Below are 25,217 nucleotides of genomic sequence, written 5' to 3' on the forward strand. Positions count from 1 at the left end.
ATGCGAGGGGTTTTTTATTTTGGACAGAGCTAAAAATAGAGTAGTAGGCATTTTTTATGTCTGAAATTTGTGAAATTAGATGGGATCAAAAAATAACCATTCAATGGGATAATCCCATTGTTCTACTTGCTATGCAAGTAGAACAATAAAGGTTCTAAATGATTGTTCATATTTAGAAATTATTGGCTAATAAAGACAAAAAGAGGATTGCAATGAGTAGTTCTTATGCAGAAATTTTTGATGAATTCACGGATAGACAATTGATGTCTATTTTGCAATATCAGGATTATGAGAATGTGGTTATTCTAGAACCTGGTATTGTTAAATTTACATATAATGATAGAAACTATTTGATAGATAATAACTATGGTGGAGGTTCTCTGAGCATTATTATGATATTTGATGATGCTGATATGTCATTTGAAGAAATGAATAACTGGAATAAAGATAATCGATTTGTAACTGTTTATGAAACTCATGGAAGTGTACAGTTAAGAATGGATTTGGAATCCGGTATAACTGAAGAGTATTTACTAAAAGCTATTGATATGTTTATAACAACGCAACGAGTATTTACCATATCAAGATTGAGCAACTTTTTGAAGAAACAAAAGAACTTGAAGTAAGATAATTAGTTAAATAGGTAAAAATTCATCAAATCAACAAAATGGATTTACCTTTTAATTGAAATAAAACCTAGATATCTATCTAGGTTTTATTTTTTAGATTGCTGCCGTTACCACAATTTCCACCTTCCATTTTGGGTTAGCGAGTTGGGCTTGGACGGCAGCGCGGGGTGGGGCGTTTTGGGGGGCGACCCATTTGTCCCACGCTCGGTTCATTTCGGCGTAGTCGTTCATATCGGCGAGATAGACCGTTGCCATTAGGATTTTGCTTTTGTCCGTGCCAGCGAGGGCGAGGAATTTGTCGATTTCGGCGAGGACTTGCTCGGTTTGGTAGTAGGCGTCAGCGTTTTCATCGGTCGGCACTTGCCCTGCGAGGTAAGCCACGCCGTTGTGAATGGCGACTTCGGAAAAGCGTTCGCCCACTTCAATGCGTTTGATCATTTGAATTTCCTTGACGAGAGAGGATAAAGCAAGCGGTAAGATCCTGAAAATTTTTGAAGATCTTACCGCTTGTAGGGGTTAGTCTAACTCAACTTTAACGATCCAACCCTCTGGGGCTGGGCGGTCGCCGAATTGGATGCCGACTAATTCTTCGTAGAGGCGTTTGGTTACAGGGCCGACTTCCGTTTCAGAGTAGAAAACGTGGAAGTTGTCGCCGTGTTGGATACCGCCCACTGGGGTGATCACGGCAGCCGTGCCACACGCCCCTGCTTCGGCGAATTGGTCGAGTTGGTCGATAAATACATCGCCCTCAATGGTTTCCATTCCTAAACGCTCTTTGGCGATGTGCAACAGTGAGTATTTGGTGATACTTGCCAAAATGGACGGCGAAATTGGGGTGATGAATTTGTTATCTTTGGTGATCCCGAAGAAGTTTGCCGAACCCACTTCTTCAATTTTGGTGTGGGTTTTCGGGTCAAGGTAGATACAGTCGGCAAAGTTGCGTTCTTTGGCGAGTTTACCTGGGTAGAGGCTGGCGGCGTAGTTACCACCCACTTTTGCCGCACCAGTGCCGTAAGGGGCGGCACGGTCGTATTCAGACACGATGAAGTTAGACGGGGCAAGTCCACCTTTGAAGTAAGCCCCCACTGGGCAGGCGAATACCGAGAAGATAAATTCAGGGGCGGAACGCACGCCGATGTTTTCGCCCACGCCGATCACGAACGGACGCAAATAAAGGGTTGCACCCGTGCCGTAAGGGGCAACCCACTCTTGGTTGGCTTTCACCACTTCTTTACAAGCACGGATAAAGAGTTCCGTTGGCACTTGTGGCATTAGCAAGCGGTCGCAACTTTTTTGCATACGTTTGGCATTTTCGTCTGGACGGAAAAGGTTGATCGAGCCGTCTTTGCAACGGTAGGCTTTCAAGCCCTCAAAGCATTGTTGCCCGTAGTGAATGGCGGTTGAACCCTCGTGAATATGTAAGGTGTTATCGGTGGTGAGTTCGCCCTCGTCCCATTTGCCGTCTTTCCAACGTGCGATAAAACGATAGTCAGTTTTGATGTAGGAAAAGCCTAAATTAGCCCAGTCGAGATTTTTGGTCATTGTTGTGTTCCTGTGAAGTAAAAAATGCCCTATTGTAAGCCAAAATAAGGCGTGAGCAAGTCTATTCTGCAAATATCTTGCATTGTTTTTGGCGATTGTTAGGATTAGGCGGAAACCGTGGGCGACTATTTAACATTTGGCGAGATTTGTGATATAGTTCGTACCTCTTTGAAATTTAGCTTATCATTCTCACTTAGGATAAGCGAAATGCCCCAGCGTGAAACAAATGGCTAAACAAGACGCAGATTGTATAACCTTAGATCTGTTCGCAAATACGCCAAAAGTTGGGCGACCTCGTACCAATCCTCTAAGCCGAGAGCAACAAATCCGCATCAATAAACGCAATCAACTCAAACGAGATCGTTCGAGCGGATTGAAACGGGTGGAATTAAAACTTCATTCCGATTTGGTGCAATGCTTAGAAGAACAAGCCACCCAACGTGGACTCACACGCGGACAGTTAATTGAACAAATTTTAAATGATTATATTCATCGACACGATGAATCAGCAACATAGGGATTAAAATGGCAGTTGTAGGTTTATTTTACGGTAGCGATACTGGTAATACTGAAAACATCTCAAAAATGATTCAAAAACAGCTTGGCGAAAATCTCGTCGATGTGCGTGATATTGCCAAAAGCACCAAAGAAGATATTGAAGCGTATGATTTCTTGTTGATCGGGATTCCAACCTGGTATTACGGCGAATCGCAAGCAGATTGGGACGATTTTATGCCAACCCTCAAAGAAATTGACTTCACGGGCAAAATCGTGGGGATTTTCGGTTGCGGCGACCAAGAAGATTATGCGGAATACTTCTGCGATGCAATGGGGACTGTGCGTGATGTGATCGAGCCAAACGGCGGCGTGATCGTGGGGCATTGGGCGACCGAGGGCTACACCTTCGAGGCTTCACAAGCCTTGGTTGATGAAGATACTTTTGTGGGCTTGTGCATTGATGAAGATCGCCAGCCAGAATTAACCAACGACCGAGTAAACCGCTGGTGCAAACAAATTTTTGAAGAAATGTGCTTAGATCAATTAGCGTAATTTAAGGCAAATAGGTGGCAAAAATGTCAGAAGAAAATGCAAGACTGTTAAAAAATGCGGGCTTAAAAGTAACCGAACCTCGCCTCACGATTTTAGCGTTAATGCAGCAACATCGTGATCAAATGCAACACTTTTCAGCGGAAGATATTTACAAAATTTTGCTCGAACAGGGTTCAGATATTGGCTTGGCAACGGTTTACCGTGTTTTGAATCAGTTTGAAGAAGTGGATATTTTGATCCGCCATAATTTTGATGCCAACAAAGCGGTGTTTGAATTAAATATGAATCATCAGCACGACCACATCATCTGTATGGATTGCGGTAAAGTGTTTGAATTTAAAGATTCAGAAATCGAACGCCGTCAGCGTGAAATCAGCCAACAGCACGGCATTGAGCTTGCCAACCACAGTTTGTATTTGTACGGCAAATGTAACAACATCAAACAGTGTGATGAAAAAGAGAAAAAATAATTTAGCCGTTTTCGCTAAATTGAGTGGATAAGTTTGTAAGCGGTAAGATTAGCTAAAATTTTGGGTAATCTTACCGCTTGTTCGTATGTTAGAAAGCAAAATGACAGATCAAAGAACCCCCGTGGCGGCAAAGGTTCGCCAACCTCGCAAAATTTCCCCTTTCTGGCTATTGCCGATTACCGCATTCGCCATCGGCTGCCTGCTTTTTTTCCAAATTATGAAAGAGCGTGGCGAGATGATCACGATCCGCTTTAACGAAGGGGACGGCATCACCGCAGGCAAAACGGCAATTCGTTATCAAGGTTTGCAAATCGGGCAAGTGAAGAAAGTTTACTTTGTCGAGAATATGAAAAAAGTGGAAGTGCAAGCGGAAATCAACCCAGAAGCAAAAGCGGTGTTAAAAGAGGGAACGGCGTTTTGGGTGGTAAAACCGACCGCTTCCATTGCAGGAATTTCGGGCTTAGACACCCTTGTGTCGGGCAATTACATTACCCTCAGCCCCAATAATGATGAGAATGCCCCAAGCAAATACAGCTTTATTGCCGAAGAAGAACCGCCAGCGGTGTCGGTGTCAGACGGCGATTTGCTCGTGAAATTGATCGCCCCTGATCTCGGCTCGATCAATGTCGGGGCGAACGTTTACTACCGCAAAGCGGTGGTGGGTAGCATTGCCGATTATCGTTTTACCGCCGATCGTAAAAACGTGGAAATTGACGTGGTAATCGACAGCAAATTTGCCAACTTCGTCAAAAAAGAGAGCCGTTTCTGGAATATCAGCGGGTTAAATGTTACCGCAAACTTATCTGGCATCAATCTCAATATGGAAAGTTTAGCGTCCTTAGTGGCGGGGGCAGTTGCCTTTGATTCCCCAGACAATTCTGAACCAGCCGAGCAAGCTCAAACCTTTGAGTTATACGACAGCGTAAAATCCGCCCAACGTGGCACAGAAATTGCGATTAGCGTGCCTTTTGTGCCAAATTTACGCGTAAACGAAACCCCCGTTTTCTACCATAATGTCCAAATCGGCGTGCTTTCGGGCTTAGAAAATGATGATATTTTGGACGATAAAGATCAAAAAGGCACGATCAGAGGCACGTTACGCATCGATCCGAGTTATGCGGATCTGTTCAAAACAGGTAGCCAAATTATCGTGAAAGAGCCTGAATTTAGCCTCAACAAAGAGCAGTTGAGCAAAATCAACGAGCTGCTACGTGGCGTTTATTTTGAATTAGAGGCAGGCGAGGGCGAGCCAAAAAACTCGTTCGTGGTGAAAACCGAACAGGATTATCTGCTTTCCAAACCAAATACCCTTGCATTAACCTTTCAAGCCCCATCATCCTATGGTGTAGAAGAAGGACAGGGCATTTATTATAACGATGTCAAAATCGGCGAAATTTTAAAACGCCGATTAAGCGTAGAAAATGTGCAGTTTGAGGGGATTATCTACCCACCGTTCCGCCATTTAATCGGCGGTAACAGCAAATTTGTCGCCATTTCTAACCTTGATGTTTCGGTGGGCTTAGAGGGCGTGCGAGTGAATGCTGGCTCGCCCCAAGATTGGCTAAAAGGCGGCGTTCGCTTGCTCAAAGGCACGCCAAGCGGTGCGATTAAGCAAAATTATGCCCTCTACAAAGATGTGGAAAGTGCCGAAGCGGGCATCGTTTCCACCGAGAAAAAAGCCACATTAAGCCTTAAAGCGACCGATTTATCGGGGATCGACAAAGGCTCGGTGGTGCTTTATCGCAATTTCCAAATTGGCGAAGTGTTAAAAGTCCGCCCAACCAAAAATCAATTTGATGTCGATCTCTTTATCGAACCGAGCTACCGCCATTTAATCAGCGAAAAAAGCCGTTTCTGGATCGAACCTGCGGTGGCGGTGGATCTTTCCACCAATGGATTAAGCGTGCAAGCCTCGCCGTTAATGCGAACCCTCAAAGGGGCGATCAGCTTTGATAACAACGGCAGCAAAGGCGACAAAACCCTCTACGCTAGCCAACAAAAAGCCACCGCAGGCAACACTTACCTTACCCTTATCGCCAAAGACGGCTCAAAATTGAGCAAAGGAATGGCGGTGAAATATATGGGCTTGAAAGTGGGCGAAGTGGAAAAATTACAGCTCGACAATGCTAAAAAAATCGTGAAAGCCACCGCTTACATTGAGGGGCAATACTTCCCGATAGTCGCCAAAGCAGGCAGCCGATTTAGTGCGATCTCGCCCGACATCAGCACCAGCGGCGTGAAAAATTTAGATGCCTTGATCCAAAACTACATCAACGTGGAAGCAGGCAACGGCAAACGCCAAACCCAATTTAGCCTCAACGATACCGACACCGCGAAAACCCAATTTGCAGGGGGCTTCCCTGTGATCGTGGAAACCGCCGATGCGAATGGCATTCAAGTCGATGCCCCCGTAATGTATCGTGGAATGCAGGTGGGGATCGTGCAACGCCTAAACCTCAGCGAATTGGGCGACCGTGTGATGATCCATTTAAAAATCCAAAATAAATATCAGCACCTCGTGCGGAAAAACACCGAGTTCTGGGCGTCCTCGGGCTACACAATGGACATCAGCCTACAAGGGGCAAGCCTCAATTCAGGCACAATGTCGCAATTGCTCAACGGCGGTATCTCGTTCTCCACCCCGTCAGGACGCGTAGTACAACCCCAAGCCGAACCCAACCGCCGATTCCTACTACAACGTAAAATCCCACAAGACGCCCAAAGTTGGGATCAGGGGATAGCGGAATAAGATTTTGGGTTCACAAAAAGTAAATTTAATGTAATAAAGGGCGGATATAAAATCCGCCCCTACGAATAGTTATTTATTTTTCTCAGATTTTTTAAGTATGTTTATCACATAATCTTTTAGCAGATCATTATTTTTTTGATCAAATACATTTGAATGTTTAGCTAGGGTAAGTATTTTGATTGCAAAATAACCTTTCTTATTCTGATCTTCTGTAATTCTTAATATGATAAGTGGGTCAGGTGAATTATTTTTTAATCTTGCGTGATACAAATCTTTATATTGATTCGGATATTTATTCGAATCCTTGGCTATTCCATAAGCCCTAAATCCAGAATGATTTGAATCAACAATTTCTATATATCCTTGCTGTTCCCATATTTCTTTTAATCTGAAAATATCAATTAAATGCAGATGTATATCCTTTTCTTCAAAATAAAAGGATTGACTTGCCAATTTAAATCCGCTTGATATTTCTATTTTAGATATAGGCAAAGTTTTGAATGTGTTGTTTTTTTGATTTTGGTTCATTTTTTGAAGGAGTTTCTATTCTTTTTTGTTCAAAAAATTTAGCGTTCATCAGTGCTAGGAATTGTTCTTGATTTAATCCTGTGACATCAATGGATTCCATTGCATCAGCTTTTTCGATGATGTCGAGAGCTTCTTTTTTGATGCTTATTACATCAGATTTTTCGATAATGCCTTGTTTTTCTTTTATACCCATTATTTCCCCCTTATGGTTGGCTAGAAATTATACGCTATATTTTATCATTTTGGCAATGATGTATGGATTCCAAAAACGCAATGCAGAGCGTTCCCCGAACGCTATTGCGTTTTGTGCTAAGAACGGGTAGATATAAAATCCGCCCCTACGAATGATGATTACTTTTTTGAAGAACGATGATATTTCGTAGTGGCGGGCTTTATGTCCGCCAAGAAATTTTTTATCTACAAATTTCCGCCGATCTGTTAAGATCCTGCAAAATTCTCGGCGGTTTTAACCGCTTTCTTTTCATTTATCGAGGAACGAAAAATGCCTTTATTAGATAGTTTTAAAGTGGATCACACTAAAATGAACGCCCCTGCGGTGCGTGTGGCGAAGACGATGACGACCCCAAAAGGGGATACGATTACTGTGTTTGATTTGCGTTTTTGTCGCCCGAACATTGATATTTTGCCGGTGCGTGGCATTCACACAATGGAACACCTTTTCGCGGGCTTTATGCGTGATCACCTTAACAGCGACAGCGTGGAAATTATTGATATTTCGCCAATGGGCTGCCGCACGGGCTTTTATATGTCGCTGATCGGCACACCGAGCGACCAAGCGGTTGCCGAAGCGTGGACGAAGTCAATGCAAGACGCGTTAAAAGTGGAAGATCAGAGCAAAATCCCTGAATTAAACGTGTATCAATGTGGTTCTTACAAAGAACACTCCCTCGCCGAAGCCCACGAAATCGCCCGAAATGTGTTAAAACAACCGATCGGCGTAAACCGCAACGAAGATTTGGCATTGGATGAGAAATTGTTAAATCCATAATTGCAGTTCATTTATGGGACGCCAGCGTGGCGTCCCTACGGTAGGGACGCGATGCTCGCGTCCCCAAACAAGCGGTAAGATTTTCTCAAAATCCCACCGCTTGTTGTTATTTCAATAAGCAGGAAAGCAATGTTCAATAAAATTTTTGAATGGTTTGAGAACCGAATTGATACCTACCCCGATGAGCCACCGAAAACGCCGAAATCAGGGGTAGTGCCGTTTATTTTTGAGGCGACCAAAGGAATGCGAGGCTATCTCTTGCTTTTGACGATCCTCGTGGCAAGCGTGGGCGTGATTGAAGCGGTGCTGTTTCAATTTATGGGTGATTTGGTTGATTGGATCAACCGTTTTTCGCCGAGTGAATTATGGCAGGCGAAAGGGGCGTCCATTTGGACGATGTTTGGCGTAGCGATACTCGGCGTGCTGTGTGTTTATGTAGCAAGTTCGATCCGCTTTCAATCTTTACAGGGCGTATTCCCAATGCGGTTGCGTTGGAATTTCCACCGCTTGATGCTCGGGCAAAGTATGGGCTTTTATCAAGATGAGTTTGCAGGGCGAGTGTCGGCGAAGGTAATGCAGTCGGCGTTGGCGGTGCGAGATGTGGTGATGACCTGTGCCGATATGTTGGTGTATGTGGCGGTTTACCTCACCACTTCTAGCGTGATTTTGTTGCAATTTGATGGCTGGCTGTTTGTGCCGTTCCTGTTGTGGGTGGTGAGCCTTGGGGCGACTATCTGGTATTTCGTGCCGAAACTTGCCGAAGCCGCTCAACAGCAGTCAGACGCACGCAGTCTGATGACGGGGCGGATTACCGATGCTTATTCCAATATTATGACGGTAAAGCTGTTTTCCCACGGCGATCGTGAATCGACCTACGCCAAAGAGTCAATGCAAGAATTTATGGTAACGGTGCATAAGCAGATGCGATTAGTTACCCTGATTGAAACCCTAACCAATTTCACCAGCATTGCGTTGATTGTCTCTACCGCAGGGATCGGCTTATGGCTTTGGTCAGCGGAAATGGTGAGTGCTGGGGCGATTGCGACTTCAACTGCCCTTGCCTTGCGAATCAAGGGGTTATCGCAATGGATTATGTGGGAATTTGCCGACTTGTTCGAAAATCTAGGCACGGTGCAAGACGGAATGATGACGCTTTCAAAACCGCATACGGTAGTCGATCAGCCGAATGCGAAACCGTTAGAAGTCAAACAAGGCGAGATCAAATTTGAAAAGGTGGATTTTGCCTACGATCCGAAAAAGCCGTTGCTCAAAGGTTTCGATTTGACGATCAAAGCAGGCGAGAAAGTCGGCTTGGTTGGGCGTAGTGGAGCAGGTAAATCAACCCTCACTAACCTTTTACTGCGTTTTTACGATATTCAAAATGGCTCGATCCAAATTGACGGACAAAATGTGCGAGAAATCACCCAAGAGAGCTTGCGTTCGCAAATTGGTTTGGTAACCCAAGACACCTCGTTGTTACACCGTTCGGTACGCGATAATCTACTCTACGGACGCCCAACGGCAAGCGAGGAAGAAATGTTGCGAGCGGTGGAACGCGCGGCAGCGGCGGATTTCATTCCAAATCTACAAGATGCCAAAGGCAGAACGGGTTTTGATGCCCACGTTGGCGAGCGAGGGGTCAAACTCTCTGGCGGACAACGCCAGCGGATTGCGATTGCACGTGTAATGCTCAAAGATGCCCCGATTTTATTGCTGGACGAAGCGACCAGTGCGTTGGATTCAGAAGTGGAAGCCGCAATCCAAGAGAATTTAACCGAGCTAATGGACGGCAAAACCGTGGTGGCAATCGCCCACCGACTTTCGACCATTATGGCAATGGATCGCTTGATCGTGCTAGACAAAGGCGAAATCGTGGAACAAGGCACGCACGAAGAATTACTGGCTCAAAACGGCGTTTACGCCAAATTATGGGCTCACCAAAGCGGCGGATTTTTGCCAGAGTAGCCCTACAAGCGGTGGGATTTCTGAAAATTTCATCGACAAAAAACCACCTCGTGCGAGGTGGTTTTTTTATGCTAGGAAATCGGGGATTTTTGCTCTGGGGCAGGATCGCCAATCGGATCGATTTGCTTTTCGGGGGATTCCAATTCTGAGGGCTTCGCTTTTGGGGCTGGCTCTTTCGGCTTTTCGCTTTTTTCTGGCGGTGCTGACGGGGTCACTTGTGGCGGTTGAGCCGTTGCTTCATTTGCAGGTGGAACATTTTCTACGGATTGATTTTCCGCTGGCTCTGCCGTTTGCGGTGGATTTTCTACCGCCATTTTTTGCTCAGAACCGACCGCTTGCGGCTGACTCTGTTCCGCTGATGTTGGCGTTGAACCTTCCGCAGAGCTTTCCGTAGCGGTTTGAGACGGCACATAATCGGTGGAATTATGCACCTGTTGCTCTTTTGGATCGGTCTTTTTAGTGGTTAATTTGGCACTCAAATCAATTTTCGGATCAAGCCACACCGCCACCATTGCGTTATTGAAATCCTTATCAAATTGCTCAGGGATAATCGTATCGTTCAGCACAAAATAACCCGTGTCGGGCAGGGCGATATAGCTCAACTTATCGTTGGGTTTGAGGTCGGGAATGGTTTTGCGTAACCGCTCAATGGTTTCCTCTTGTTGTGGCAAATTGATGCCTAAATTCGCCCAAGCCCGAGCAATCGAAATGGCGAAATCTCGCCCATCAACGGGCTTGGCATATTCAAGGGTAAGCATTAGCGGACGGATGCCAAGTTCATACTGCCCCGTTTCCGTAAAAAGTGCGATATTGTAAATTTTAAAAGGTCCCCAAGTGTAGTCGAGGTCGTTCACTTTTTCCCAATTTGCACTTGCCGTTCCCGCAAAAATGCCGAGTAGCAAGGTCAATAGTGCTTTGTATCGCATTCTGAAATTCCTAACAAAAAATTTCGGCTATTATACTTTAAATTGACGGGCGAAGTTCTACAAAAATTTTGTGATCTAGTTCAAATTTTTGAAAGAAAGTTAGCCCAAAACGGTTGAAAAAGAGTAGTATCTTTCCTGTAATTTTTCATTTACTCGTGAGGATTAATTTATGTTCCCAGAATATCGTGATTTAATCAGCCAATTAAAAACCTCTGACGCTCATTTTGAACGTTTGTTTAATAAACACAATGAGTTAGACCAACGAATCAAAAATATGGAAGCGAATATCGAACTCGCCACCCACACGGAAATTGAGGTGTTGAAAAAAGAGAAGTTACATTTAAAAGATGAACTTTATGCGATTTTGAAGAAAAAATCGGCGGAATAGAAATTGAAAAAGCCCACGTTTGTGGGCTTTGTTTTTTATGTCTGGCGAGCGGTTTTGTTAATTTCATTAGAAAGGACGCCAGCGTGGCGTCCCTACGTAGGGTCGCGATGCTCGCGTCCCAAAATTTCGTCCCCATACAAGGGGTAAGATTTTGTGAAATTTTGAAAAATCCTACCCCTTGCAGAACATCTTTATTTCTTCGCTTTTACCTTGCTTTTGGCTTTTTTCGCTTTCGCAGGCTTCGCATTTTCTGCTTTTTCGCTGTCGGTCATTGTTTTTACGCAAAGTTGCAAAATTTGTTCTACGCCGTTTTTAATATATTCATCATCACGCACTTTGTTTTTCTGAATATCGTTCATTGCGTCTTGAATACCTTGCGTCATACTGGCAGGTTGCACTAAGCCCCAGCAGTTTGGGTCAAGGTAGTTAAATTTTGCTTGCAGATCCGCCGCGTAAATCACGCCGCTGTTGTAGGCGTAAACCTTGTGGTCAAGCATACGGTTGAGGGTTGAGGCACGGATTTGTTCGATCGGCAGGGTAACTTTGTTTTGATACCAATCGTTTACGCCATTGACGAAAGTTGGGATATCGTAGGTTTCATTGACACGGTCGGCATAGGTTTGAGCCGTTGCACCGTAAGCGATTGCATAGGATTTTTGATCGACTTCGGCATCATTCAAACGAGTCCATTCTTTCTTGCCCGAAGAACAAGCGGTCAGTAAGGTTAAAATTGAACCGATAAAAAGAGATTTAATAAAAAGTTTCATTTTCGCACCCCTTTGGCGAATTTGGTTGAAATAACTGCTACAATTCTACCTAACAAATAACATTTCGCAAAATCTTTTGAGGTAAAAATGAAACAATATCTTGATTTATGCCAACGCATTGTGGAACAAGGCAAGTGGGTGGAAAATGAGCGAACGGGCAAACGCTGTTTAACCGTGATCAACGCCGATTTAACCTACGATGTAGCGAAGGGCGAATTTCCCCTTGTTACCACTCGCCGTAGTTATTGGAAAGCGGCGATTGCGGAATTGTTGGGCTATATTCGCGGATATAGCAGTGCGGCGGATTTCCGCCAGCTCGGCACGAAATCTTGGGACGCGAACGCCAACGAAAATGTGGCGTGGCTTGCCAATCCGCACCGTAAGGGCGAGGACGATATGGGCTTGGTTTACGGGGCGGTCGGGCGGAATTTTCCGAAGCCTGATGGTGGTTCGGTCGATCTTTTGCGTCAGATTGTTGATGATTTGAAGCGTGGGGTGGATAATCGTGGCGAAATTTACACTTTTTACCACCCTGGCGTGTTTCATCTGGGCTGTTTGCGTCCTTGCCTGCATAGCCACCATTTTTCCTTGCTAGACGGTACGCTTTACCTCAACAGCACCCAACGCTCGGCGGACGTGCCGTTGGGCTTAAATTGGAATATGATTCAATGCTACACTTTTTTGGCGTTAATGGCACAAATCACGGGACATCAAGCAGGGCAGGCGTTCCATAAAATCGTTAATGCACATATTTATGAAGATCAGCTCGATCTAATGCAAAATGAGCAACTGAAACGCGAGCCTTTTGCCGCCCCTCGCTTAATCATCAACCCTGATATTAAAAGTTTGGCAGATTTGGAAACTTGGGTAACTCTCGATGATTTTAAGGTGGAAGGCTATCAATACCACCCGAGTATTCAATATCCGTTTTCGGTTTAGCCCAAATAAAAATGGCATTCATCAGAATGCCATTTTTTTAGAAGTTAAGAACGCTTCATCACTTCAAAAAACTCATCGTTGGTTTTCGCGACCATCAATTTATCGATGAGGAATTCCATTGCTTGCACTTCGTCCATTGGGTTGAGGATTTTGCGTAAAATCCACATTTTTTGCAGCTCATCTGGGCTAGTGAGCAAGTCCTCTTTACGGGTGCCTGAACGGTTGAAGTCAATCGCTGGGAATACGCGTTTCTCGGCAATTTTACGCGAGAGATGCAATTCCATATTCCCCGTTCCTTTAAATTCCTCGAAGATCACTTCGTCCATTTTCGAGCCTGTATCCACAAGGGCGGTGGCGATAATGGTTAAACTTCCGCCCTCTTCCACATTTCGTGCCGCACCGAAGAAACGTTTTGGACGGTGCAGGGCGTTGGCGTCCACACCACCCGACAAAATCTTGCCCGAAGCTGGGGTAACGGTGTTGTAAGCACGAGCGAGACGGGTGATCGAGTCGAGCAAAATCACCACATCTTTTTTGTGTTCCACCGCACGTTTGGCTTTTTCGATTACCATTTCAGCCACTTGAACGTGGCGAGTGGCTGGCTCGTCAAAGGTGGAAGCAATCACTTCGCCTTTCACTGAGCGTTGCATTTCCGTTACTTCCTCTGGACGTTCGTCAATCAACAACACGATCAACTCACACTCTGGGTAGTTGTGGGTAATGCTTTGGGCGATATTTTGTAGCAACATCGTTTTACCCGCTTTCGGCGGTGCGACGATCAAACCACGTTGCCCTTTCCCGATTGGCGAGGCGAGATCCAAAATGCGAGCGGTGAGATCTTCGGTTGAACCGTTGCCACGTTCCATTCTGAGGCGAGAATTGGCGTGAAGTGGGGTTAAGTTTTCAAAAAGAATTTTACTGCGAGAAACTTCGGGTTTGTCGTCATTGACGCGATCCACTTTGAGCAAGGCAAAATAACGTTCGCCCTCTTTTGGTGGGCGGATTTTGCCCTCGATGTTATCCCCTGTTTGCAAGTTAAAACGGCGGATTTGGCTCGGCGAAACGTAAATATCGTCAGGGCCGGCGAGGTAAGAGCTGTCGCCCGAACGCAAAAAGCCGAAGCCGTCTGGCAAAATTTCAAGCACCCCCTGCCCGAAAATATCTTCGCCACTTTTGGCGTGCTGTTTCAAAATCGCAAACACAATATCTTGTTTGCGTAAACGTGCTAAATTTTCTAAGCCCATTTGCCCCTCGCCAATGGCGACAAGCTCGGAGACAGGCGTATTTTTTAATTCTGTAAGATGCATAATAAAGAAAGGATTTTATTAAGGTTGGATTAAAGATTTCGTTTGATATGGCGTTGCCATAAATTGAGGTGGCGAATAATACGCCAAAAATCCGCGGTTTGCAAATTTTTTGCGAAATCCGACCGCTTGTATTTAAAAATAACTCAACAAGCGGTGGGATTTTGCAAAATTTTTGTAAAAAAGGGTAATCGCACCGCTCGTCAGCGTAAAAATCGCCTTTTTCAGTCTGTGATCTGAACCCCCAAAAAAATTGTTTGTCTTAGCTGGCACGAACAATTTGGCTTGTTCGTTATTTTTTTACATTTTTAAATGGAAGGATAGCAAAATGAAAGCAATGAAAAAATCAATTTTAACCGCATTAGTATTAGGAATGGGCGTGGTTTCAATGCCTGCCACCGTTCAAGCCAATTTACCAACAACCGTTGAAGGGCAAGCCGTGCCGAGCCTCGCCCCGATGATTGAGAAAGTCCGCCCTGCGGTGGTGAGTATTTCCGTTGAGGGCAAAACCAAACAAGATAGTCGCCGTAGTAGCCGTAGCCGTCAAATTCCAGAGGAATTTGAATTTTTCTTCGGGCCAGATATGTTCGGCGAGCGTTCCGCCCCGCGTAATTTCCGTGGACAAGGTTCAGGTGCGATCATCAATGCCGAAAAAGGTTATGTGATCACCAACAACCACGTGATCGACAACGCCGACAAAATTACCGTCAAACTTGATGATGGCAGAGAATTTAAAGCGAAATTAGTGGGTGCGGATGCCCTTTCAGATGTGGCGTTGTTGCAAATTGAAAATCCAAAAGATTTAACCGAATTGAAATTTGCCGATTCCGACAAATTGCGTGTGGGGGATTTTAGTGTGGCAATCGGTAACCCGTTTGGCTTAGGGCAAACCGTAACTTCGGGGATTATTTCGGCGTTAGGTCGCTCAACGGGCAACAGCGATGAGGGTTACGAGAGCTACATTCAAACCGATGCGGCGGTAAACCAAGGCAACTCGGGCGGGCCTTTGATTAACTTAAACGGCGAATTGATCGGGATTAACACCGCTATTCTCTCGCCAAGTGGCGGCAACGCAGGGATTGCCTTTGCGATTCCAAGTAATATGGCGAACAACCTCGTGCAACAAATCATCGAATTTGGCGGGGTAAAACGTGGAATGCTTGGCATCAAGGGCGGCGAACTTAACGCTGATCTCGCCAAAGAGTTCAACATCAACGCCCAACAAGGTGCGTTTGTGAGCGAAGTAATTGCCGATTCCGCCGCTGCCAAAGCGGGCTTAAAAGCGGGCGATGTGATTACCGAATTGAACGGTCAAAAAATCCGCAGTTTCAGCGAATTGCGTGCCAAAGTCGCCACCTCGGGGGCGGGCAAAGAGATTGAGCTAACCTATTTGCGAGACGGCAAGCAAGAAAAAGCCAAAGTAACGCTACAATCAGACGAAAGCCAAGCCAACGTGAAAGATTTGATCCCAGCGTTGAAAGGGGCGGAATACAGCAACTACGATGCGAAAGGCATTAAAGGCGTGGAAATTTCCAAAGTGGAAAAAGGCTCGCTCGCCGAAATGCGTGGCATCAAAAAAGGCGACTTGATCGTGGGGGTAAACCGCGTAGAAGTTACCAACATCGGCGAACTGCGTAAAGTGCTGGATTCCAAACCATCCGCCGTTGCCCTCAACATCGTGCGTGATAACTCAAATTTCTATGTGATTATTCAATAATCCCAAATGAAAGCCCCGCAAGGGGCTTTTTTGTTGGCAGTAAGCGGAGGGATTTCTGAAAATTTCCACTACATATCCCCCATTTGGCATTATCCCCCCATTGTAGTAACATACGCCGATTTTTTACTTTAAGGATGAACAATGAACCATTACAGTCAAGATAACGACAAACTTTATCGCTACCTGTTCCAAAACCGTGCGGTGCGGGGGGAATGGGTGCGGTTGAACCAGACTTTTACCGAAACTCTCAACACTCACCATTATCCAAAAGCGGTTCAGAATTTGCTCGGCGAGATGTTGGTGGCGAGTAGCCTTTTAACCGCGACAATGAAATTTAACGGCACGATCACCGTGCAGATTCAAGGGGACGGGGCGTTAAAATTAGCGGTGGTGAATGGCAATGATCAGCAACAATTCCGTGCTTTGGCAAGGATTGAGGGCGAGATTGCTGATGATGCAACGCTTACCGAAATGATCGGCAACGGGGTGCTGGTGATTTCAATTATTCCAAACGAGGGTGAACGCTATCAGGGTGTGATTAGCCTTGATGAACCAACGATTGGCGAATGTTTGGAAGATTATTTTGCCCGTTCTGAACAGTTGGCAACCCAACTGACAATTCGGGTCGGCGAATATGAGGGGCAAGCGGTGGCGGGCGGTTTATTACTGCAAATCGTGCCAGACGGCACGGGTTCGCCCGATGATTTTGAGCATTTAGCCACCTTGACCGAAACCGTTAAAGCGAAAGAAATGTTTGGTTTGACCGCCGAAGAATTGCTATTCCGTCTCTATCACGAAGAGCAAGTGGAACTCTACCCTGCTCAATCCACTGAATTTAAGTGTGGCTGTTCCCGTGAGCGTTCTGGGGCGGCGATTTTGTTATTGCCTGCGGAAGAAATTGCGGAAATGCTGGCGGAAAAACAGGGCGTGATTGATATGCAGTGCGAATGTTGCGGCACGCAATACTTCTTCGATCAAAATGCGATTGATGAGTTGAAAATCGAAAACGAGAAATTAACCAGCCTAGGTTTGCACTAAAATGGGCTTACACTAAAAACGATAAAAGGGAAACAGATGTTTCCCTTTTATGTTGGCTGAAATCAATTATCTCGCACGGAAAATAATACGTCCTTTGGTTAAATCGTAAGGGGTCATTTCCACCGTTACTTTATCGCCCGTCAAAATACGAATGTAGTTTTTACGCATTTTGCCTGAAATGTGAGCGGTCAAAACGTGTCCATTTTCTAATTCAACACGAAACATTGTGTTTGGCAAGGTTTCCAAAATTGTGCCTTGCATTTCAATGCAATCTTCTTTTGCCATTTATTCCTCTTTTGAATGATTAAAAGTGAGTTTCAAAAAAACGCCGTGCATTATACTCTGAAATGTTGAAATTACAATCACTTAGCCACAAAAGCCCGTTTTACTTACGCACTTATTTACGTTGGAAAGTGCGGCGGCGAGAATGAAACCGCTTGCTTTGGCTTTTTTCGTTGGTGAATTCCGTTTTTGGCGTGGCGTGAATATGCACCACTTTCCGCCGCCAGAAGGTGTGCAAACTGCTCGCCAACAATGCCCCTGCTAAAATCAAAATCAACAATTCGCCATAAAACGCCGAAAATTGCTTTTCCACTTTGGCTTGGGTGCTTTGTCCATATTGAGCATCAAAGGTAATCCGCAAAAAGCCAACCAAATCCTGCTGGGCGAAAATCGGTTCGACAATCTGCTGGGTTGTCCGCGTTTCGGCAGGCTGTTGCAATAACGCCTTGATTTCCAAGGCATTTTTACTTTGAGCCAGTAAACTGCCCGTCGGCGAATAGAGATTGGCATCTAGCACAAAATCTTGTTTGGCGAAGCTATCTAAGGCTTCCACCAATTCATCATTTTTGGCGTTTTTGGTGAGCATTAACGCAAACAAATTCGCCTGTTGCCGTACCAACAAATGGGACAAATTCGTTACCTGATTGATACTCGCCAATTTTGAGCCTGATTTAAACTGATTCACGCCCATAAAAACCACGCCGATGATTGCGACACAAACCGCCATAATCATCGCTAAAACACTGATTTTTAAAAGCCTTTCACGACTGATATACATAGAAATCGTTGATTATCCAAAATAAAAAATTGATAATGAAATATCCACCTCAAATTGTCAATCAGAAAACCACAACAGGAAGCCCTATGCAAAGCACTTTTTTCATTTACGCCAAAGCCCTTTCCAGCGAGCAGATCGCTCAATTTCAACAACAAAGCCAAGCGGAATTGCTCGGACAAGCGGTCAGTTTTGGCTATCAAATTGCGTTTTTTCGCTCGAATCCGACCGCTTGCTGGCGAGAGTTAGCCCATTCGTTGCAATGCGATATTGCCAATCTTACTGATCTCAATCCAACCCTTGCAGAACAAGGCTTGCTGCTAATGGATATGGATTCCACTGCGATCAAAACTGAGTGCATTGATGAAATCGCCAAACTGGCTGGCACGGGGGAAAAAGTGTCGGAAATCACTGCCCGAGCAATGCGAGGCGAGTTGGATTTCGAGCAAAGTCTGCGTGAGCGAGTTGGCACACTGGCGAACGCCCCTGAATCGATTTTGCAAAAGGTGCGAGAAAAGTTACCGCTAATGGACGGTTTTGAAACAATGGTGCAAACCCTACAACAACACGGCTGGAAATTGGCGATTGCTTCGGGCGGTTTTACCTATTTCGCCGATTACCTCAAACAACAATATGGCTTGGACGAAGCGGTATCCAACCAGCTCGAAATTATGGACGGCAAATTGACGGGCAAGGTGCTTGGCAAGGTGGTGGACGCTCAACACAAAGCCGACACCCTCAAAGCCCTCGCCGAACGTTTTTCCATTCCGCCAAGTCAATGGGTGGCGGTGGGCGACGGGGCAAACGACCTGCCAATGTTGCACACCGCCCAACTCGGCGTTGCCTTGCACGCCAAACCAAAAGTGCAAGCCCAAGCCAAAATTGTGGTAAACTTCGCCGACTTAACCGCAATTTTGCTGTTATTAAATGCACATTCCATTTTTAATTCATTGAGAGGAAAATAAAATGCCATCATTTGATATTGTGTCAGAAATTACAATGCACGAAGTCCGCAACGCGGTGGAAAACGCCAACCGCGTATTAAGCACCCGCTACGATTTCCGTGGGGTGGAAGCCACCATTGAACTCAACGAAAAAAACGAATCGATTAAATTAACCACCGAATCCGATTTCCAATTAGAGCAGTTGATCGAGATTTTGATCGGGGCTTGCGTAAAACGTGGCATCGAACACAATTCCCTTGATATCCCAAGCGACAGCGAACACAGCGGCAAGCTATACAGCAAAGAAATCAAGCTCAAACAAGGGATCGAAACCGAAATGGCGAAGAAAATCACCAAGCTGATCAAAGACAGCAAAATCAAAGTGCAAGCCCAAATTCAAGGCGACCAAGTGCGTGTAACAGGCAAATCCCGTGATGATCTGCAAGCCACTATCCAACTCGTCAAAGGTGCCGAATTGGGGCAACCGTTCCAGTTCAACAATTTCCGTGATTAAGCAATAGAAATTTTTCACAAATCCTACCCCTTGTTTTTCTGGGACGCCAGCGTGGCGTCCCTACCGTAGGGACGCGATGCTCGCGTTCCCAAACAAGGGGTAGGATTTTGTGAAATTTCTTCGTTCCACTCACTTATTCTCTCTAACCACCCTCGCCAACGCCCAAACCTGAATTTCTTCCACCCCTTGTTTGCGTAGTTGTTTGCAGATTTCATTGAGGGTTGAGCCTGTGGTTACCACATCGTCCACTACGGCAACTCGGCGGTAGGGAGATTTGGGGTGGTATTCAAACGCCCCTTTTAGGTTGCGTTTGCGTTCGGTGGCGGTGAGATCTTTTTGTGCCGAAGTAGCTCGAACTCGGCGTAAACTGTGGCGATCCAGCGGGATCTGCAACCATTTTGCCAAACGGCTGGCGATCAGATCCGCTTGATTAAATCCCCGTTGCCATTGTCGCAAGCCAAAGAGTGGCACGGGCAAAATTACTTCGGGCAGGCTGAGTTGATGTTCTCGCTGGGCTTGTTTGATCGCTAAGAGCAGTAAACGAGCCAAACCAAGATCAAAATCATAACGTTGATCGAATTTGAACTGATGAATCCAACCTACAAGGGGTGGTTTGTAGCTGGAAATCCGCACCATTCGATCCCATTTCGGTTCATTTACTGCACATTCGCCACAAGATCGCCGATTTTCCCGCAATTTTGCCCCACAGCCACCGCAATAGGGCGATTTTTCGATCTTCGCTATACAACGAGAGCAAAATCCGTGCCAGCTAATCTGCAACGGCTTTTCACACGCCAAACAACAAAATCGCCAAAAATTCATTTTTTTCCTCTTTTTTCTTGCAACTTATCAAATTTTTGCTAGAAAAGTGGGGCAATTTTTGTGATCTTGATCGAAAAACGAGTAAAATCTCACTTTCTCAATTAAAAGGATAACGCGATGAACCAACCACAACAACCGATTAAAATCGTCTTTTTCGACATCGATTGGACGCTTTACAACAAAGATAAAATGGCGATTCCTGCCTCAATCAGTGAGCAAGTTTTGCCCCGTTTGAAAGCGAAAGGAATTATCCCTGCGATTGCCACGGGGCGTTGCTTTGGGGCGTTTCCAACGGCGTTGAAGCCGTTGCTGAACGAGGCGGGTTTTGAGGTTTTTGTTACGATCAACGGGCAATATAATTTCCACCAACAGCACGTGATCAGCCAATATCCCCTCGATCCTGCTCAAATTGAGCGGATTATCCGCAAACTCACCGCCCTCAACATTCCTTACGCTTTCGTTACCAAAGATGAAATCGCCGTGTCGGAAATCACCCCCGAACTCCATTCCGCCACCGCCCCGATCAAGGCGGATTATATTGTCGATCCCGAGCATTATCGCCAGCACCAAGTGGTGCAAATGCTTGCTTTCTATGATGAAAGCCGAGATCAAGAAGTGGCAGATTCGGGCATTTTGGGCGAGGATTTGAAAGCGGTGCGTTGGGATACCCATTCGGTCGATCTGCTCAAAAAAGAAAATTCCAAAGCTCGTGGGATTCAAAATGTGATCGCCCATTTCGGGTTAGGTATTGAAAACGCAATGGCGTTTGGCGATGGTTTCAATGATATGGAAATGCTTTCTACGGTGGGGTTTGGGGTCGCAATGGGCAACGCCGAGCCAGAATTAAAGGCGGTGGCGAAGTATGTCACCAAGCACATTGATGAAGACGGCATTTTGGATGCCCTCGAAAAATTTGGCGTGATCTAACCGCTTGTAAAATGGGGAGATTACCCCCCATTTTTTTCCATAATTTCCGCAAACTGACCGCTTGTGAGAGCCACTAAATCCGTTGGGGTGAGTTCTACGTCTAAGCCACGTTTTCCACCTGAGACAAAAATGGTGGCGAACTGTTGAGCCGAGCTGTCTAGCACGGTCGGTAGCCGTTTTTTCTGACCGAGTGGGCTGATGCCGCCCACCAAATAGCCCGTTACCTTTTGGGCGATCGCTTTGTCCGCCATTTCGACTTTTTTCACGCCCAACGCCTGTGCCGCTTGCTTTAAATTCAAAGTGGAAGAAACAGGCACAATCATCACCGCCAATTTTTTCTGATCGCCATTTTCCGCCACCAGCAAGGTTTTAAACACCTGTGCAGGATTTAATCCTAACTTATCCACCACCTCTTGCCCGAAATTTTGGTTATTCGGATCGTGATCGTAAGGGTGCAACTGAAACGCAATTTTTTGTTTTTTGAGTAAATTTATCGCTGGGGTCATCGTTTTTTCCTCGCTAAAATGTTGTAGAATCTCGACTTTATACAAAATGGAGCAACAAATGGCAAACATTCATTTGGCAATCGCCGCCGATTTCAGCCTCGCCGAAAAACTTCTCGACACCTTAGAAAATAGTGAATTAAATCTCGATCAAATTTCCGCCGTTGAACTCGAACCCTTTGGCGAAGAACAAAACCTACGCTTTGGCAGCCGTGCCGTGCCACAAATCGCCCTCGCCGAGGTGGATTGGTCGCAATTTAGCCACGTTCTGTTTGCGGGCAAAATGGCTCAGGCGGAAATCCTCGCCCAAGCGGTACAAGCGGGCTGTATTATTTTAGATCTCTACGGCATTACCTCGCTGATCGCCAATGTGCCTGTGATTGTGCCAAGTGTGAATGATCAGGATCTCGCCCAGCTTCGTGAACGCAACATCGTGGCGTTAGCAAATCCGCAAATCAGTCAGCTCGTCCTTGCGTTGAAGCCTTTGCTCGATCAGCCGATTAACCAAATTTTTGTTAGTTCCCTGTTGCCGTCTGCTTATTTTGGCGAGCAGAAAATTCGTGAACTTGCTGGGCAAACCGCTCGTTTGTTGAATGGTATTCCTCTCGATGAGGAAAATGAGCGGGTGGCGTTCGACACCGTGCCGAGCAATGTGCAGAGCGATGAAAAAGCCTTGCCGTTCTCGAAAGTGTTTGAACATCAGCTTGCCAAAATTTTGCCAAATCTAACCGCTTGCACTACGTTCCATTCGGTGCAAGTGCCTGTTTTTTATGGCATTTCGCAAATGGTGAGCGTGCAGTCGGAATATCCGATTAACGCCGAGCAACTCAGCGAACAGTGGCAAAACCAGCAATGGCTTGCGTTCCACCCAGAGCAGGTGATTACCCCCGTCAAAAACGGCGAAAGTGAGCAAGACACCCAACTGCAAATCAGCCAACTGCTCGCCAAAAACGACCACGCCATTCAATTCTGGACGGTGGCAGACGAACAAAAATTCAGCCTAGCTTTTCTTGCGATCAAATTGTTAGAAGCGGTGTTGGATTATTAACAAACTAAATAAGAGTCAGGCAATCAACTTTTTCATTAGTTTTTTCTTAAAACAAAAACCCCCAAGGTTTTCCCTTGGGGGTTTTATTCTTCACTTCGCTATGCGAGCGTTTTAGTTAGGTTCTGATTACCAGAAGTAACCAATTGACGCTGCACCGCTGATTTCTTTTTGGCTGTTTACGCCAGCAGAGAGTTTGATACCCACTTTGCCGCTGTCAGAGATACGAGAGTAACCTACCGCTAAGCCTGTTTGACCTTGGTATTGACCCACACCCGCTGTTACTACAGATTGACCTTCACGGTATGCTTGCATTAAGTTGCCTGCTGCCATTGAAGATGCGTGGCCTGCTTTACGTTGTTTGTTCAACTTGTTGATGCGGTTGTTTACATTGCCAATCTCACCTTTAAGTTGGCTTACGTTTACAGCATCAGTGTCAGCTTGACCTGGTGCTACGTTCAAGATGCGTTGTGGTTTGCCATCTGCTTTCGCAATCTTCAAGCCTTCTGGCGATGAAGTGATCTTCGTTGCACCAGCACCTTTACCTACGGTTAGGCTGTTGCCCGCTACGATGTCATCTGCATCTACTTTGTTCGCTTTCACGTTGTTGAACGTTGGATCGTTCGAAGTAGCGATGTTGATGTTGCGACCTGAACCGCTGATCTCGATGTTACGACCTGCGTTAATGCGAACAGTATCACCTGCTTTCACTTTCGCTGATGGAGTGTAAGTATTTTTGGTTGCACCGTTTGCGGTGGTAGAGTCAGTTTTTGAATCTACTGTCCAAGAAACGCCGTTCACCAATTTAACCACTTCGCCTGCGTTCAAGTAAGCGTTCGGATCTGCTGGTGCATTTACTGAACCTGCATCGTTCACGTCAGCTGTGGTGCTGTTTACGCTGTAAGATACAGCAAATGATTGTGAACCATCAGGATTTTTCACCACAGTCGTTTTCGCTGTTGTGCCTTGACCATTTACATAGTTCACTTGGTCGCCTGGGTTTACGATCTCTTTGCTTACAGTGCCATCTGGGTTAGTTACGTTTGTACCCCAACCGCTGTTGTTGATCGCTTTTGCTACACCTGCGGCGGTTGCTAATGAGTTCGGGCTGATGTCGCCTTCGTTCACAGAACCGTTAGCGTTGTTGGTTAAGTTACCAATGTTCGCATTGTAAACGATGGTGGTATTCACGCCGTCAGAAGTTACGTTCACCGTAGTGTAAGTGCCGTTGTTAAACACAACGTTGTTACCTGCGGTTACAGTATCTTTCTTATTCGCCGCTGAAACATCATTTTGGAATACGTTCCAACCTGCGTTGTTCACCAATTTAGATACTTCACCTGCGTTCAAGAATGAATCTGGATTCTCAACGCTTGAAATACCATTTTCATCAGTTGAACCCTTAGTTTGATTCACATCGAAACTTACCGTGGTTTGACCTGTTACTGGGTCAGTCTTCACGTTAGAGGTTGTACCGTTGCCGTTGTTGAAGCTTACCGTTGCATCCGTTGCGTTGTTGTTGCTGGTGTAAGATGGTTTTTCACCACGAATCACCACATCCCAGTTACCTTTCACAGTAGCATTTTCACGGCTGGTTACGTTGATACCGTTTTCACCGATGAAAGTCACCACTTCACCGTTATTTACTACGGTGCTGTTGTTGTCTTTCTCTGTGCGAACAATCCAACCATATTTTTGTAAATCTGCTACGGTTACAACCGCTGTTGGGTCAGTTGCATTGTTAAGGTCTAGCACGCTTTCACCCGTTGAAGTTGCAGGGGTTGTCGCATTCAATGAAGATGCAACACCTTTCAACTGAACTGGGTTACCCGCAGAGTCAGAGAGATTCACTGCTGAAGTTGGAGCTTTTGCATTCTCAACTGGTTTGCCATCTTTATCAGTTGTTACTGTTGGGCTTGCTTTTTCAGTTTTGAAGTTCACCGCAGGGGCTTCAGGGTTACTTGCATTACCTAAGGTCATTGTAGTGGTGTTCACGTTATTGAACGACACGTTTTCTTTAGTCGCATAAGTGAAGTTTTGACCATTTTGGGTAATTTTTAAGTTTTTACCTGCGAGGAATTTCACTTCTTCACCTGGTTGAACGAGCTGAGTAGATTTCTCATCTTTTTCGCTACCTTCATTACCACGGTCACCACCGTTTACGATGTCAGAAGTTACTTTCCAACCAGAGGCATTTACCGCTTTGGCAAGGGTTTCTGCAGTCACATAACCTGTGCCATTTACAACAACTTTACCTGTTTCTGGTACATTGTCTTCCGTATTGGCAGCTTTGTTAGGGTCAGTATTGGTATTTACATCGCCAGAAATCACATTCCAAGTGACGTTAGAAAGATTACCGTCTGAGGTGATATTCACTGACACAG

Annotated in this window: 27 protein-coding genes; 15 read left to right on the forward strand and 12 right to left on the reverse strand. The window is 45.5% G+C overall.

Features of this window, described 5'->3' with window-relative positions; translation table 11 throughout:
• Positions 1–212 precede the first annotated feature (212 nt).
• Positions 213–626 carry a type III secretion system chaperone family protein gene (locus B0187_RS09875; RefSeq protein ID WP_078237684.1) on the forward strand — a complete coding sequence of 138 codons (414 nt, stop codon included), beginning with the start codon at positions 213–215 and terminating at the stop codon, positions 624–626.
• Positions 627–722: 96 nt separating this feature from the next.
• Here B0187_RS09875 and B0187_RS09880 read toward each other — a convergent pair whose 3' ends face one another.
• On the reverse strand, positions 723–1,067 hold the full coding sequence (locus tag B0187_RS09880) for a RidA family protein (RefSeq protein ID WP_078237685.1): 345 nt from the start codon (positions 1,065–1,067) through the stop codon (positions 723–725).
• 78 nt (positions 1,068–1,145) lie between these two features.
• Positions 1,146–2,171: a branched-chain amino acid aminotransferase gene (locus tag B0187_RS09885; protein ID WP_078237686.1), complete on the reverse strand. Its 1,026-nt coding sequence runs from the start codon at positions 2,169–2,171 to the stop codon at positions 1,146–1,148.
• Positions 2,172–2,397: 226 nt separating this feature from the next.
• Between B0187_RS09885 and ybfE the strand changes: the two genes are divergently transcribed.
• The 4 genes from ybfE to B0187_RS09905 all read left to right on the forward strand — a co-directional run bounded on the left by ybfE (position 2,398) and on the right by B0187_RS09905 (position 6,440).
• Positions 2,398–2,688 (forward strand): LexA regulated protein, encoded by a 291-nt coding sequence (gene ybfE / locus B0187_RS09890; RefSeq protein ID WP_078237687.1) that lies wholly within the window; start codon positions 2,398–2,400, stop codon positions 2,686–2,688.
• An 8-nt stretch (positions 2,689–2,696) separates the two neighbouring features.
• Complete coding sequence (fldA, locus tag B0187_RS09895; RefSeq protein WP_078237688.1) at positions 2,697–3,221, forward strand: flavodoxin FldA; 525 nt, start codon at positions 2,697–2,699, stop codon at positions 3,219–3,221.
• A 23-nt stretch (positions 3,222–3,244) separates the two neighbouring features.
• Positions 3,245–3,691: a ferric iron uptake transcriptional regulator gene (gene fur / locus B0187_RS09900; RefSeq protein WP_078237689.1), complete on the forward strand. Its 447-nt coding sequence runs from the start codon at positions 3,245–3,247 to the stop codon at positions 3,689–3,691.
• 100 nt (positions 3,692–3,791) lie between these two features.
• Entirely contained in the window at positions 3,792–6,440 is a 2,649-nt protein-coding gene (locus B0187_RS09905) for a PqiB family protein (protein WP_078237690.1), read from the forward strand.
• 69 nt (positions 6,441–6,509) lie between these two features.
• Here B0187_RS09905 and B0187_RS09910 read toward each other — a convergent pair whose 3' ends face one another.
• Together B0187_RS09910 and B0187_RS09915 are read right to left on the reverse strand one after the other, a co-directional pair.
• On the reverse strand, positions 6,510–6,893 hold the full coding sequence (locus tag B0187_RS09910; RefSeq protein WP_078237691.1) for a hypothetical protein: 384 nt from the start codon (positions 6,891–6,893) through the stop codon (positions 6,510–6,512).
• A gap of 25 nt (positions 6,894–6,918) precedes the next feature.
• A complete protein-coding gene (locus tag B0187_RS09915; protein WP_078237692.1) occupies positions 6,919–7,161 on the reverse strand; it encodes a hypothetical protein in 243 nt (80 codons plus the stop codon).
• Positions 7,162–7,470: 309 nt separating this feature from the next.
• On the opposite strand from B0187_RS09915, the gene luxS reads away from it, so the two are divergent.
• Both luxS and B0187_RS09925 read left to right on the forward strand, forming a co-directional pair.
• Positions 7,471–7,977 carry an S-ribosylhomocysteine lyase gene (gene luxS / locus B0187_RS09920; protein ID WP_078237693.1) on the forward strand — a complete coding sequence of 169 codons (507 nt, stop codon included), beginning with the start codon at positions 7,471–7,473 and terminating at the stop codon, positions 7,975–7,977.
• A gap of 129 nt (positions 7,978–8,106) precedes the next feature.
• Positions 8,107–9,942 carry an ABC transporter ATP-binding protein gene (locus tag B0187_RS09925; protein WP_078237694.1) on the forward strand — a complete coding sequence of 612 codons (1,836 nt, stop codon included), beginning with the start codon at positions 8,107–8,109 and terminating at the stop codon, positions 9,940–9,942.
• A 71-nt stretch (positions 9,943–10,013) separates the two neighbouring features.
• Here the strand turns inward: B0187_RS09925 and B0187_RS09930 are convergent, their stop codons facing one another.
• Positions 10,014–10,868, reverse strand: a complete 855-nt coding sequence (locus B0187_RS09930) for a chalcone isomerase family protein (RefSeq protein WP_078237695.1) — start codon at positions 10,866–10,868, stop codon at positions 10,014–10,016.
• A gap of 169 nt (positions 10,869–11,037) precedes the next feature.
• Between B0187_RS09930 and B0187_RS09935 the strand changes: the two genes are divergently transcribed.
• Positions 11,038–11,256 (forward strand): HP1242/YdcH family protein, encoded by a 219-nt coding sequence (locus tag B0187_RS09935; protein WP_078237696.1) that lies wholly within the window; start codon positions 11,038–11,040, stop codon positions 11,254–11,256.
• Between the two features lie 191 nt (positions 11,257–11,447).
• On the opposite strand, the gene B0187_RS09940 is transcribed toward B0187_RS09935, so the two are convergent.
• Positions 11,448–12,023: an HI_0449 family lipoprotein gene (locus B0187_RS09940; RefSeq protein WP_078237697.1), complete on the reverse strand. Its 576-nt coding sequence runs from the start codon at positions 12,021–12,023 to the stop codon at positions 11,448–11,450.
• 87 nt (positions 12,024–12,110) lie between these two features.
• On the opposite strand from B0187_RS09940, the gene B0187_RS09945 reads away from it, so the two are divergent.
• Positions 12,111–12,962, forward strand: coding sequence for a thymidylate synthase (locus B0187_RS09945; protein ID WP_078237698.1), 852 nt, complete (start codon positions 12,111–12,113; stop codon positions 12,960–12,962).
• Positions 12,963–13,006: 44 nt separating this feature from the next.
• On the opposite strand, the gene rho is transcribed toward B0187_RS09945, so the two are convergent.
• The gene (rho, locus tag B0187_RS09950; protein WP_078237699.1) at positions 13,007–14,269 is read right to left on the reverse strand and encodes a transcription termination factor Rho; all 1,263 of its coding nucleotides are present in this window, start codon (positions 14,267–14,269) and stop codon (positions 13,007–13,009) included.
• Between the two features lie 334 nt (positions 14,270–14,603).
• Between rho and B0187_RS09955 the strand changes: the two genes are divergently transcribed.
• Both B0187_RS09955 and hslO read left to right on the forward strand, forming a co-directional pair.
• Positions 14,604–15,983, forward strand: coding sequence for a DegQ family serine endoprotease (locus B0187_RS09955; RefSeq protein WP_078237710.1), 1,380 nt, complete (start codon positions 14,604–14,606; stop codon positions 15,981–15,983).
• A gap of 141 nt (positions 15,984–16,124) precedes the next feature.
• Positions 16,125–17,021, forward strand: a complete 897-nt coding sequence (gene hslO, locus B0187_RS09960) for an Hsp33 family molecular chaperone HslO (protein ID WP_078237700.1) — start codon at positions 16,125–16,127, stop codon at positions 17,019–17,021.
• A 66-nt stretch (positions 17,022–17,087) separates the two neighbouring features.
• On the opposite strand, the gene infA is transcribed toward hslO, so the two are convergent.
• Positions 17,088–17,306 carry a translation initiation factor IF-1 gene (gene infA / locus B0187_RS09965; protein WP_078237701.1) on the reverse strand — a complete coding sequence of 73 codons (219 nt, stop codon included), beginning with the start codon at positions 17,304–17,306 and terminating at the stop codon, positions 17,088–17,090.
• Positions 17,307–17,418: 112 nt separating this feature from the next.
• The gene (locus B0187_RS09970; RefSeq protein ID WP_078237702.1) at positions 17,419–18,081 is read right to left on the reverse strand and encodes a YtjB family periplasmic protein; all 663 of its coding nucleotides are present in this window, start codon (positions 18,079–18,081) and stop codon (positions 17,419–17,421) included.
• Between the two features lie 86 nt (positions 18,082–18,167).
• On the opposite strand from B0187_RS09970, the gene serB reads away from it, so the two are divergent.
• On the forward strand, positions 18,168–19,043 hold the full coding sequence (gene serB / locus B0187_RS09975; protein ID WP_078237703.1) for a phosphoserine phosphatase SerB: 876 nt from the start codon (positions 18,168–18,170) through the stop codon (positions 19,041–19,043).
• 1 nt (position 19,044) lies between these two features.
• A complete protein-coding gene (locus tag B0187_RS09980; protein WP_078237704.1) occupies positions 19,045–19,536 on the forward strand; it encodes a YajQ family cyclic di-GMP-binding protein in 492 nt (163 codons plus the stop codon).
• A 129-nt stretch (positions 19,537–19,665) separates the two neighbouring features.
• Here the strand turns inward: B0187_RS09980 and B0187_RS09985 are convergent, their stop codons facing one another.
• Complete coding sequence (locus tag B0187_RS09985; protein WP_078237705.1) at positions 19,666–20,358, reverse strand: phosphoribosyltransferase family protein; 693 nt, start codon at positions 20,356–20,358, stop codon at positions 19,666–19,668.
• A gap of 117 nt (positions 20,359–20,475) precedes the next feature.
• Here B0187_RS09985 and B0187_RS09990 point away from each other — a divergent pair, with 117 nt between their 5' ends.
• A complete protein-coding gene (locus B0187_RS09990; RefSeq protein WP_078237706.1) occupies positions 20,476–21,285 on the forward strand; it encodes a Cof-type HAD-IIB family hydrolase in 810 nt (269 codons plus the stop codon).
• Positions 21,286–21,305: 20 nt separating this feature from the next.
• Here the strand turns inward: B0187_RS09990 and ybaK are convergent, their stop codons facing one another.
• Positions 21,306–21,791 (reverse strand): Cys-tRNA(Pro)/Cys-tRNA(Cys) deacylase YbaK, encoded by a 486-nt coding sequence (gene ybaK / locus B0187_RS09995; protein WP_078237707.1) that lies wholly within the window; start codon positions 21,789–21,791, stop codon positions 21,306–21,308.
• Positions 21,792–21,849: 58 nt separating this feature from the next.
• Here ybaK and B0187_RS10000 point away from each other — a divergent pair, with 58 nt between their 5' ends.
• Positions 21,850–22,836 carry an oxidoreductase gene (locus tag B0187_RS10000; RefSeq protein WP_078237708.1) on the forward strand — a complete coding sequence of 329 codons (987 nt, stop codon included), beginning with the start codon at positions 21,850–21,852 and terminating at the stop codon, positions 22,834–22,836.
• A 126-nt stretch (positions 22,837–22,962) separates the two neighbouring features.
• Here the strand turns inward: B0187_RS10000 and B0187_RS10005 are convergent.
• The coding region (locus tag B0187_RS10005) for a YadA family autotransporter adhesin (RefSeq protein WP_211272726.1) at positions 22,963–25,217 on the reverse strand (2,255 nt) is incomplete at its 5' end.

This window comes from Haemophilus paracuniculus (genome assembly GCF_002015115.1).
Classification (GTDB): domain Bacteria; phylum Pseudomonadota; class Gammaproteobacteria; order Enterobacterales; family Pasteurellaceae; genus Haemophilus_E; species Haemophilus_E paracuniculus.

Bases quoted from the DNA above. Each gene is read 5' to 3' on its own strand.
- B0187_RS09875 (WP_078237684.1), top strand. From the start codon at position 213: ATGAGTAGTTCTTATGCAGAAATTTTTGATGAATTCACGGATAGACAA.
- B0187_RS09880 (WP_078237685.1), bottom strand. From the start codon at position 1,067: ATGATCAAACGCATTGAAGTGGGCGAACGCTTTTCCGAAGTCGCCATT.
- B0187_RS09885 (WP_078237686.1), bottom strand. From the start codon at position 2,171: ATGACCAAAAATCTCGACTGGGCTAATTTAGGCTTTTCCTACATCAAA.
- ybfE (WP_078237687.1), top strand. From the start codon at position 2,398: ATGGCTAAACAAGACGCAGATTGTATAACCTTAGATCTGTTCGCAAAT.
- fldA (WP_078237688.1), top strand. From the start codon at position 2,697: ATGGCAGTTGTAGGTTTATTTTACGGTAGCGATACTGGTAATACTGAA.
- fur (WP_078237689.1), top strand. From the start codon at position 3,245: ATGTCAGAAGAAAATGCAAGACTGTTAAAAAATGCGGGCTTAAAAGTA.
- B0187_RS09905 (WP_078237690.1), top strand. From the start codon at position 3,792: ATGACAGATCAAAGAACCCCCGTGGCGGCAAAGGTTCGCCAACCTCGC.
- B0187_RS09915 (WP_078237692.1), bottom strand. From the start codon at position 7,161: ATGGGTATAAAAGAAAAACAAGGCATTATCGAAAAATCTGATGTAATA.
- luxS (WP_078237693.1), top strand. From the start codon at position 7,471: ATGCCTTTATTAGATAGTTTTAAAGTGGATCACACTAAAATGAACGCC.
- B0187_RS09925 (WP_078237694.1), top strand. From the start codon at position 8,107: ATGTTCAATAAAATTTTTGAATGGTTTGAGAACCGAATTGATACCTAC.
- B0187_RS09930 (WP_078237695.1), bottom strand. From the start codon at position 10,868: ATGCGATACAAAGCACTATTGACCTTGCTACTCGGCATTTTTGCGGGA.
- B0187_RS09935 (WP_078237696.1), top strand. From the start codon at position 11,038: ATGTTCCCAGAATATCGTGATTTAATCAGCCAATTAAAAACCTCTGAC.
- B0187_RS09940 (WP_078237697.1), bottom strand. From the start codon at position 12,023: ATGAAACTTTTTATTAAATCTCTTTTTATCGGTTCAATTTTAACCTTA.
- B0187_RS09945 (WP_078237698.1), top strand. From the start codon at position 12,111: ATGAAACAATATCTTGATTTATGCCAACGCATTGTGGAACAAGGCAAG.
- rho (WP_078237699.1), bottom strand. From the start codon at position 14,269: ATGCATCTTACAGAATTAAAAAATACGCCTGTCTCCGAGCTTGTCGCC.
- B0187_RS09955 (WP_078237710.1), top strand. From the start codon at position 14,604: ATGAAAAAATCAATTTTAACCGCATTAGTATTAGGAATGGGCGTGGTT.
- hslO (WP_078237700.1), top strand. From the start codon at position 16,125: ATGAACCATTACAGTCAAGATAACGACAAACTTTATCGCTACCTGTTC.
- infA (WP_078237701.1), bottom strand. From the start codon at position 17,306: ATGGCAAAAGAAGATTGCATTGAAATGCAAGGCACAATTTTGGAAACC.
- B0187_RS09970 (WP_078237702.1), bottom strand. From the start codon at position 18,081: ATGTATATCAGTCGTGAAAGGCTTTTAAAAATCAGTGTTTTAGCGATG.
- serB (WP_078237703.1), top strand. From the start codon at position 18,168: ATGCAAAGCACTTTTTTCATTTACGCCAAAGCCCTTTCCAGCGAGCAG.
- B0187_RS09980 (WP_078237704.1), top strand. From the start codon at position 19,045: ATGCCATCATTTGATATTGTGTCAGAAATTACAATGCACGAAGTCCGC.
- B0187_RS09985 (WP_078237705.1), bottom strand. From the start codon at position 20,358: ATGAATTTTTGGCGATTTTGTTGTTTGGCGTGTGAAAAGCCGTTGCAG.
- B0187_RS09990 (WP_078237706.1), top strand. From the start codon at position 20,476: ATGAACCAACCACAACAACCGATTAAAATCGTCTTTTTCGACATCGAT.
- ybaK (WP_078237707.1), bottom strand. From the start codon at position 21,791: ATGACCCCAGCGATAAATTTACTCAAAAAACAAAAAATTGCGTTTCAG.
- B0187_RS10000 (WP_078237708.1), top strand. From the start codon at position 21,850: ATGGCAAACATTCATTTGGCAATCGCCGCCGATTTCAGCCTCGCCGAA.